This window comes from Holdemanella porci, assembly GCF_019052655.1.
Lineage (GTDB): Bacteria > Bacillota_I > Bacilli_A > Erysipelotrichales > Erysipelotrichaceae > Holdemanella > Holdemanella hominis.
The window spans coordinates 1-10,017 of record NZ_JAHQVB010000067.1 but is presented as its reverse complement, the minus strand read 5'-3'; the positions used below and the strand labels follow the sequence as shown (position 1 = coordinate 10,017).

6 protein-coding genes are annotated in these 10,017 nt (G+C 35.7%); 5 read left to right on the top strand and 1 reads right to left on the bottom strand.

Annotated elements, in window-relative coordinates; genetic code table 11:
- Positions 1-114 precede the first annotated feature (114 nt).
- Positions 115-1,650 (top strand): cardiolipin synthase, encoded by a 1,536-nt coding sequence (cls, locus tag KTQ83_RS10040; protein WP_217256737.1) that lies wholly within the window; start codon positions 115-117, stop codon positions 1,648-1,650.
- An 18-nt stretch (positions 1,651-1,668) separates the two neighbouring features.
- Here the strand turns inward: cls and fumC are convergent, their stop codons facing one another.
- Positions 1,669-3,042: a class II fumarate hydratase gene (gene fumC / locus KTQ83_RS10035; protein ID WP_217256736.1), complete on the bottom strand. Its 1,374-nt coding sequence runs from the start codon at positions 3,040-3,042 to the stop codon at positions 1,669-1,671.
- A gap of 101 nt (positions 3,043-3,143) precedes the next feature.
- On the opposite strand from fumC, the gene pulA reads away from it, so the two are divergent.
- The 4 genes from pulA to nrdD are packed head-to-tail and all read left to right on the top strand — an operon-like array spanning position 3,144 to position 9,962.
- Entirely contained in the window at positions 3,144-5,252 is a 2,109-nt protein-coding gene (pulA, locus tag KTQ83_RS10030) for a type I pullulanase (protein WP_244975839.1), read from the top strand.
- A 45-nt stretch (positions 5,253-5,297) separates the two neighbouring features.
- The gene (locus tag KTQ83_RS10025; RefSeq protein ID WP_186999681.1) at positions 5,298-6,809 is read left to right on the top strand and encodes an IMP dehydrogenase; all 1,512 of its coding nucleotides are present in this window, start codon (positions 5,298-5,300) and stop codon (positions 6,807-6,809) included.
- Between the two features lie 55 nt (positions 6,810-6,864).
- Entirely contained in the window at positions 6,865-8,007 is a 1,143-nt protein-coding gene (locus KTQ83_RS10020) for an anaerobic ribonucleoside-triphosphate reductase activating protein (RefSeq protein WP_158567634.1), read from the top strand.
- On the top strand, positions 8,004-9,962 hold the full coding sequence (gene nrdD / locus KTQ83_RS10015; RefSeq protein WP_217256735.1) for an anaerobic ribonucleoside-triphosphate reductase: 1,959 nt from the start codon (positions 8,004-8,006) through the stop codon (positions 9,960-9,962). The genes KTQ83_RS10020 and nrdD overlap by 4 nt, the downstream gene beginning before the upstream one ends.
- Positions 9,963-10,017: the final 55 nt, after the last annotated feature.

The following is a 10,017-nucleotide window of genomic DNA, read 5'->3' as shown; positions in this document are numbered from 1 at the left end:
GACAATAGTTGGGCTTGCCCCTGCGAAGATAGCTAGCTGCCGGGTCCTTTTTTTTACACAAATGCAGTTGTTTGTCTGCTTTTTTTTTATGCGTATCTAGCGTATAATACAAATATGCATAAAATTTTGAAATATTGTAAATCAAAACCTATCTATATTATCTTAGCTGTATTACTCCAATTTTTTACATTGTTCTTTTTGGTGAGCTATTTTAGTCAAAAATTCTTTATTGTTTACTATATCTTGATTATATTTAGTCTATGCGTCTGTATGCATATCATCAATCGTGATTCGGATTCCAGTTCTAAATTATTATGGGTTTTATTGATTATGTCTTTTCCAATCTTTGGTGGCGTTGTTTACTTATTACTTGGAAATCGTAAGATTCCAAAGGCTTTAATGATCAAAGATAGACAGGCATATTCAGACTATAAAAAGTATGCTCTTCAAAACATTGAAATTTTAAGTGATCTTCATGTAGATGACTATGTCTTAGATAAAATGACATCCATGGCATGGACAAATGGATATTTTCCTGTTTATGACAATTGTTTGTTAACTTATTTTCCTTCTGGTGAAGAACAATATCAGGCTTTTATTCAAGAATTAATTAAAGCAGAAGATTTTATCTTTATGGAATTCTTTATTATCAATAAAGGAGTTATGTGGAATACCATTCTACAGATCTTAATGGATAAAGCCGCTATGGGGGTAGATGTTCGTGTTATTTATGATGATATGGGATCTTTGACCTATTTACCTAGAGATTATGCGAAATGCTTGAATGCGCGTGGCATTAAAACACATGCATTTAATCCATTACGACCTCAACTGGCTATGGCAATGAATAATCGAGATCATAGAAAAATTCTAGTCATTGATGGTAAGGTGGCTTTTACAGGAGGTTGCAACATTTCCGATGAATATATCAATACGAAAAAACGCTTTGGCTATTGGAAAGATATGGGTTGTATGATCAAGGGGGCTGGTGTTGAAATGTTTACCATTTCATTCTTACAAATCTGGAACTATCAAGCCAGTGAATATACATCGTATTCGCATTTTATTCAAAATCGTGAAGTCTTTTCATCATTAAAGAATCCTGGATATATCATTCCATTCTCGGATTCTCCAACGGATGAGAATAACACAAGTTTAAATATGCATTTGAATATGCTTGGCTGTGCCAAAGACTATTGTTGGATCACAACGCCATATTTAATTTTGGATTCAGAAATGATTTCATCTCTAAAACTCGCTGTATCCAATGGTGTAGATGTACGAATTGTTGTTCCTGGAATTCCGGATAAAAAGATGGTGTATGAAGTCACAAAAGCCAACTTTGATACATTGATCAAAGCAGGTGTTAAAATTTACGAATATACACCCGGATTTATTCATGGCAAAGTTTGCATCATTGATGATTCAAGTGCTTTAGTAGGTACAGTGAATATGGATTTTAGATCGTATTATCAACATTATGAATGTGGTGTATGGATGCATGAAACTGCTTGTTTGACAGATATAAAAAATGACTTTGAAGAAATATTCAAAGTCTCGCATGAAGTTTCATTAGAGGAATGTGTAAACACAAATCCAGCTGTGAAAGTATATCGAAATATATTAAAGGTATTTAGTCCTATCATGTAGGAATAAATACCTTTTTTTCTATTTATGAATCATTTTTTCGGGTTGCACATACAAATCGAATTCTTCACTTGTCAAATAACCCAAATCTAAAATGGCTTCTTTTAAAGTTAAGTTATTTTTGAAGGCATGTTGGCTTGCATGTCCTGCTTTCTCATAGCCAATCACTGGATTTAAACAAGTGACTAACATTAATGAGTTATGTAAGTTTTTATCCATAGTTTCTTTATTGGCCTTTAAACCATCTAAACAATGGATGGTGAATGAGTGAATCGCATCACTTAATAATTGAATGCTCTGATCCATATTGTAGGCTATCAATGGCATAAAGACATTTAATTCAAAGTTTCCTTGGCTTGCCCCAATACCAATCGCCGTATCATTTCCCATGACCTGTACGGCAACCATAGTTAAGGCTTCACATTGAGTTGGATTGACTTTACCTGGCATAATACTAGATCCTGGCTCATTGCTAGGAATATCAATTTCATGAATGCCACTTCTTGGTCCGCTCGCAAGCCATCTTATGTCATTCGCAATCTTCATGCAGTTAGAGGCAAGACCTTTTAAAGCTCCACTTGTATATACCATGGCATCTTTACTTGTTAGAGCATGGAATTTGTTTGGATCTGGTACAAAAGGAAGATGTGTCTTTTCAGAAATGATCTTTGTGACGACTTCATCAAAACCTTCTGGACAGTTGATGCCTGTACCTACAGCGGTTGCACCACAAGCTAGTTCATACACATATTTTAAGCTATCAATAATTTGAGCTTTACTATGCTCAATCATAGAACGGTATCCACTTAATTCTTGTGAGAAATATAATGGTGTGGCATCTTGAAGATGAGTTCTACCAATTTTAATAATGCCTTCGTTTTCTTCTTCTAGTTTTTTGATTTGATTAATCATTAAATCCAATTGTGGAAGTAGCTCAGCATTGATTTTTTGTGCCACCATGATATGTAACGCAGCCGGGAACGTATCATTTGAACTTTGGGATGCATTAACCGTATCGTTTGGATGGAGAATATTTTCCTTTGCGTATTCATTTCCTAACATGGAAATGACTTCATTGGCATTCATATTGGTTTGTGTTCCAGAACCTGTTTGCCAAACATGTAAAGGGAACTGGTCTAAATATTGTCCGTCTTCGATTCTTTGACATATTTCGATAATGGCTTCACATTGTTTTTCAGTAATTTTATTGAAATGAAGGTTGGCTTTGGCACACGCTTCTTTCAATATCGCAAAACTATGAATCAAAGAGGCAGGCATTAATTCCTGTCCAATCTTAAAATTCTCTAAACTTCTTTGGGTTTGGGATTTCCAATATTTGTCAGCTTCGACTTTGATTTGTCCTAAGCAATCTTCTTCTATACGATATGTACTCATTTTGTTCACCTCTATGAAGTAGTTTAACATTTTTTTTAAAAATTGTCTGTATACATGTTACAATAGATACGTAAAATAAAAGGAAATGAGGAATACTACATATGCGAATGAAGGAGCCATATGAAGCTTATTTAGATGATTACAATTGTTTGGATGTTTATATGTCCAAAAATTTTTTTGGTGGAAAAAGTCGTATTTTCCATATGAAAGATACAAAGGATCGTATTATTCCGTTGACGATTCAGTCTCAAAGTGATCTATATAATGGATATACGCATTATTCATTGTCATTAAACGGGAACTTGGAAATTGGTCAAGAATATACTGTGTATGATGAACATTGTAAAACTTGTGTTGCCAAATACTCTCATATTGTTAAAACAGAGCGTTTTGCGAAAGAGTACATGTATGAAAAAGAGGATCTAGGAGCTACATATACACCAGAAAAGACAACCTTTAAAGTGTGGGCACCTACAGCTCTTGCCGTACATGTAGGATATGTCTTAAACGGAAAAAAGATTGTTGAATCGATGGTTCGGCAGGATAAAGGGGTTTTCTCGCTTACTGTCAATAAAGATTTAAATGGAGTTCACTATTCTTACTTAGTACGTGTGAATGGAGAATATAAAGGGGTAACAGATCCTTATACTTGCTTTAGTGGTCCGAATGGCCAATATAGTGTGATTGTAGATCCTAAGAGTTTAAAACTACCAAAAAAAATCAAATTGAAGCCAATGGATAGTGAATGCGATGCGATTATATATGAGGCAAGTATTCGTGATATGACAAGTCAAATTGGAATTGGAGTGAGTCATCCAAAAAAATTTGTGGGCTTTACGGAAGAAAATGAAATCACAAAAGCACACAATACAGGTTTTAGTTATTTAAAATCATTAGGTGTGACACACGTACAATTGATGCCTGTATTTGACTTTGGCAGTGTGGATGAAGTGTATCCTAATATTTTCTATAACTGGGGCTATAATCCTGTACAATATCGTTGTTTGGAAGGGGCCTATTCACTAGATCCAAAGAATGCGAAGTTACGTATCGAGGAGTTTGCGAATTTGGTACATGATTGCCACAAGGCAGGCATTCGAGTGAATTTGGATTTAGTGTTTAATCATGTGTATGTCAAAGAAAATTTTGCGTTAGAAAATATGGTGCCAGATTATTATTTCTTAATGAATCGTGAAGGTGAATTTTCGAATGGAAGTTTCTGTGGCAATGATATCGATACACAACCATATATGGCGCGTAAATATTTTTTAGAAACTTGTAAGAAGATCATTGAGTTATTTGATGTGGATGGTTTCCGTTTTGATCTAATGGGAATCCTAGATTATAACTTAATGAATGAGATTAGTGAAGAATGTAAAAAATTAAAACCAGATTTTATGATTTATGGGGAAGGCTGGAATATGCCAAGCTTTGTGGCGGAAGAGATTCGTGCTTCGCAACTGAATCAAGCTAAGATGCCACATGTTGGTCATTTCTCGGATCGTTTCCGTGAAGTTGTTCGTGGATCGAATGATGAGCTTTCACGAAAAGGCTTTGCGTCAGGACAAGCCGATTTATTCTATCAAGTAAAATGTGTAATGGCCGCAAGCTGTATGGACCATGTGTTTGATAGTCCAGCGAAAGTCATTAACTATGTAGAGTGTCATGATAATCATACGTTATGGGATAAAAACAGAGTATGTTGTCATGGGGAGAGTCGTGATTTAAGAGAAAAACGACAGATCATGGCCAATGCGATGGTATTACTTGCACAAGGGGTTCCATTTATTCATTGTGGTCAAGAGTTTGGTCGCACTAAACAAGGTTTAGGGAATACATACAATCGTTCGGATAACTACAATCGTGTTGATTATCAAAGAAGGGATCACCATATTGAAATTGTAGAGCGTACAAAGGAATTGATCCAGCTTCGTAAAGAACATCCTTGTTTTAGATTGAGTACGGTTGAAGACATTGAAAAAGGTGTTCAATTTGATTCGATCTATGATCAAGTCTTAGTCTATTCTTGTCAAAAAGGGGATGATCATTGTGTAGCTTTCTTTAATCCAACTAACATTCCTTATGATTATCATTTGGACCAAGAAGCTAGAGTCTTGTTTGATGATGGAAATAGCAATGCGTTAGAAGCACAGGATATTCATATTGCATCATTTAGTGTCGTCGTTTGTCAATTTGGCTTGACGGCGTAGAACTCAAAACATATAATATAGGTTAAATTGAGAAGGAGATAAACAATGGCAAAATTTTTTGAAGAACCATCTAGAACGTTCAGTGAGTATTTATTGATTCCTGGTTACACAGGTCCGGATTGTACACCGGATAAGGTGAGTTTGAAAGCGCCTTTAGTAAAATTCAAAAAAGGTGAAGAACCTGCACTATCTTTAAATATTCCAATGGTAAGTGCTGTAATGCAGGCTGTTAGTGGTGAAGAAATGGCTTGTGCACTTGCACGTGAGGGTGGAGTAAGTTTTATTTACGGTAGTCAAACAATTGAGTCTCAGGCCGCTATGGTTCGTAAAGTAAAATCGACTAAGGCTGGATTTGTTGGCAGCGATTCAAATATTAGCCCTGAAGCAACATTAGAGGATGTAATTGCTCTTCGTACTAAGACAGGACACTCAACAATGGCTGTTACTGACAATGGTCAAGCGGATGGTAAATTAGTAGGTATCGTAACAAGTCGTGATTATCGCGAAAGTCGTATGGATCATTCAATTTTGGTTAAGGAATTTATGACACCATTTGAAAAATTGATCGTCGGAGATGAAGATATTACATTGTCTGAGGCAAACGATTTAATCTGGGAACACAAATTAAATCAGTTGCCTATCGTTGATAAAGAACAACACTTAAAGGCATTCGTGTTCAGAAAAGACTATGAATCACACAAAGATAATCCAAATGAATTATTGGATGATAAAAAGCGCTACGTTGTAGGTGCTGGGATCAATACACGTGACTATGCGACTCGTGTACCTGCTTTAGTAGAAGCTGGTGTAGATGTTTTATGTATTGATTCAAGTGAAGGGTATTCTGCATGGCAAGCTGAAACAATTAAATGGATCCGTGAACACTATGGTGACAGCGTGAAAGTTGGAGCTGGTAACGTTGTAGATGGAGATGGTTTCCGTTTCTTAGCGGATGCAGGAGCTGACTTTATTAAGATTGGAATCGGTGGAGGTTCTATCTGTATCACTCGTGAACAAAAAGGTATTGGTCGTGGACAAGCTACAGCTACAATTGATGTTGCGAAAGCTCGTGATGAATACTTTGAGGAAACTGGAATCTATGTTCCAATTTGTTCAGATGGCGGTATTGTACATGATTACCACATCACACTAGCATTGGCATTTGGTGCTGACTTTGTTATGTTGGGTCGTTACTTTGCACGTTTCAAAGAAGCTCCAAATAAGATTGTAAGTGTAAACGGAAATTACATGAAGGAGTACTGGGGTGAAGGTAGTGCTCGTGCTCGTAACTGGCAAAGATATGATGTTGGTGGAGACAAGAAAATGTCTTTCGTAGAAGGTGTTGATTCGTATGTTCCTTATGCAGGTAGCTTAAGAGATAATGTAGGTCTATCTTTGTCTAAGATTCGTCATACAATGTGTAACTGTGGATGCTTAACAATACCTGAACTTCAAAAAGATGCCAAGGTTACATTAGTATCAAGTACAAGTATTGTCGAAGGTGGAGCTCACGACGTTGTTGTTCGTGATGAACATTTCGACGCAAAACCACAATAATCTCAAAAGGACTTCGGTCCTTTTTTTCTTTATGAAAATACCTTATAATATTTGTATGGAAAAACAAAATGATTTATTGATGGATTCAAGTATCCTCTATCGAAGTACACAGAAATATTATGATAAGATGCTGCAAGATTTGAATTTGAGTTATGCCCAGCTTCCAATCTTGATTGAAATCTATGAGAATGAAGGTATTTCCCTCCAACAAATCGTACAGGTTGGTGGATATGACAAGGGTACAGTCACAAAAAATGTTCAAAAATTGAATACTTTGGGTTATGTTTCCATCTTAACAAGTGCCAAAGATAAGCGTGTTAAAGAATTATATACGACGGCACTCACCAAAAAACATATATCTGAAATCTATGGGATTCGTAGAGATTGGTGGCATCACATTACACAAGATCTAACGGCAGAGCAGATTGAAGTTTTTTCTACGTTTTATCAGACTTTATCCAATCATGCCAGAAGCTATGCGGATTTGGAGCAGACCAATCTGCAGTTTTATAAATTAAAAAAATTATCTTTATCGGATTATGATTCACATTTGAGTTGTTCTTTATATACAGGGGGATGTAATTTAAAGTGTCCGTATTGTCATTCGAGAGATTTGGTGTATTTAAAAGAAAACATGTATCCGATCGTTACGGAAAAAATCAATGAATATTTAGAGAGTCATCGCAAAGATTTAGATGGCATTTATATATCGGGAGGAGAGCCTTTGATGCATGAGGGGGTTGTTTCCTTTCTACAGTATGCCAAGACTTTAAACTATAAAATTAAGATTCATACGAATGGTATGTTCTATGAACGTTTAAAAACAATCCTTGCACAAAAATTGGTAGATCATGTCAGTCTAGATATCAAAAATGCTCCGAGTGCCTATGCGAAAACGTGTGGGGTTGAGGATATGGATCTAAAGGATATTGAGAAGTCTTTGGATTTGTTGAAGCAATCGGTTGTACCATATGACATTTGTGTAACTTTGGTGGATGAATTGCATAATCAAGCAACTATAGAAGAATTAGGAGAATGGATCCAAGGCGTTGATACAGTGATTTTACAGCCTTTTGAAGATAGAGAAACGACCATTGATCATTCGTTGCATCGACCTAGTTTTAAAGTTGTTTTAAAATATAAAAAGATATTCGAAAAGTATGTTAAACATGTAAAGATAAGGGGGGATCAAGCATGATTGAAGTCGAAAAAAGAGATGGCTCCATAGTTGTTTTTGATTCGTCAAAAATCTTTTCGGCCATATCCAAAGCGTTTGATTCTTTACATATGGAAAAAGACGATGCGATTATCAACTTACTGGTACTTAGAGCCACGGCTGATTTTCAAACGAAGATCAAAGATAATCGAATTAGTGTAGAAATGATTCAGGATAGTGTTGAAAAAACGTTGTCAGAATCTGGCTATTATCCGGTCGCAAAGACATATATTTTATATCGTAAACAAAGAGAAAATGTTCGTAAGATTCAATCGACGGCCAATGAATATATACATTTAGTCAATTCGTATTTACACGATAATATTTCTTTGGAAGATGAAAACTCCATGGCAACTTATTCTGTGGGTGGTTTGATCTTATCCAATTCAGGTATGATCACTTCGAATTATTGGTTGAGTGAAGTGTATGATGCCCAAATTACCAACGCACATAAAAATGGGGATCTATATATTCATAATATCAATATGTTGACGGGATGCAGTGCAGGCTGGTCTTTAGAAGATCTAATTTTAAAAGGACTTCCTTCTGTGAATAAGATGATTTCATCCCTTCCTGCCAAGCATTTATCGACGTTATGTAACCAGATGGTCAACTTTCTAGGAATCATGCAGAATGAATGGGCCAGTGCCCAATCATTCGCACATTTTGATACGTTACTCGTACCTTTTATTCATCAGGACAAACTATCTGTCAAGATGGTCAGTGATTGTCTTGAAAGCTTTATATATGGGATAAATATTCCTTCGAGATGGGGTACCCAAGCTCCTTTTAGTCAGATTACTTTGGATTGGAATGTTCCGCAAGAATTTATAAACAAAAAGGCAATTGTAGCCGGGTGTGAATGTGATTTTACATATGGAGATTGTCAAAAGGAAATGAAAATTCTTCATGATGCCTTATTTGAAGTTATCAATAAAGGAGATATTTCAGGTCGTGGTTTTCAATTTCCAATTATTGCCCTTTACTTAAATCCAGATTTTGATTGGATGCACGAAGAAGAGTTGTTTAAGGCTTGTGCCAAATATGGAACGCCTTATTTTTTGACAAAAGAAAAACAAGATGTAGAAGGATATTTTGGTTATAAACCTTTATGTGGAAGTATGGGGGTTGTGACATTAAACATAGTGCGCTTAGCGTATCTTTCAAGTAGTAAGGAAGATTTCTTTAAGCGTTTAGATAATTTAAGTGATGTGGCCCTTCGTTCTTTTGAAGTCAAGCGACAAGTGTTAAATCAATTGTTGGAAGCCGGCTTGTATCCGTATACCAAGGCCTATATATCGGATTTTAATGATCACTATGGTACTTTAGGTATTGTGGGTATGAATGAGGCTTGTTTGAATGCGAAATGGTTAAAGAAGAATTTGATGGATTTGGATGCACAAACTTTTTCCATGGAAGTGTTAGAGTTTTTAAATCACAAACTTTTAAATCAAAGTCAAAAAGTTAATTTAGAGGCTACACCGGCAGAAAGTGTATGTACGCATTTTGCCCAAATTGATAAGGAATTGTATCCAGAAATTCAAAGTCATGGATATTATACGAATTCAACGCATTTAGATGTCGCCAGTACGGATGATGTCTTTGAGGCTTTACATATACAACAAGATTTTCAAAATCAATATAGTGGAGCCACTTCATTTCCAGTCTTTATTGATCATGGAATCGAAGATTGGAAGATGGCGGCTTTACTTGTGAAGACCATTTATGAAAACTACGAGGTGCCTGTATTCACAATTACGCCAACATATTCGGTTTGCGAAGAACATGGCTATCTATTGGGTCATCAAGATATCTGCCCGAAATGTTCCAAATCAACCGAGGTCTATTCTCGTGTTTCAGGATATTATCGAAACTTAGAGGATTGGAATGAGGGTAAACAAAAAGAGTTTTCAAGAAGAAAGACATATTCGATTTAAGGAGCTAACTATATAAAATTCAAGTATTTTTTATGAAAAAGTTTGAAAATACAAA

Bases quoted from the DNA above. Each gene is read 5' to 3' on its own strand.
- KTQ83_RS10020 (WP_158567634.1), top strand. From the start codon at position 6,865: ATGGAAAAACAAAATGATTTATTGATGGATTCAAGTATCCTCTATCGA.
- KTQ83_RS10025 (WP_186999681.1), top strand. From the start codon at position 5,298: ATGGCAAAATTTTTTGAAGAACCATCTAGAACGTTCAGTGAGTATTTA.
- nrdD (WP_217256735.1), top strand. From the start codon at position 8,004: ATGATTGAAGTCGAAAAAAGAGATGGCTCCATAGTTGTTTTTGATTCG.
- pulA (WP_244975839.1), top strand. From the start codon at position 3,144: ATGCGAATGAAGGAGCCATATGAAGCTTATTTAGATGATTACAATTGT.
- cls (WP_217256737.1), top strand. From the start codon at position 115: ATGCATAAAATTTTGAAATATTGTAAATCAAAACCTATCTATATTATC.
- fumC (WP_217256736.1), bottom strand. From the start codon at position 3,042: ATGAGTACATATCGTATAGAAGAAGATTGCTTAGGACAAATCAAAGTC.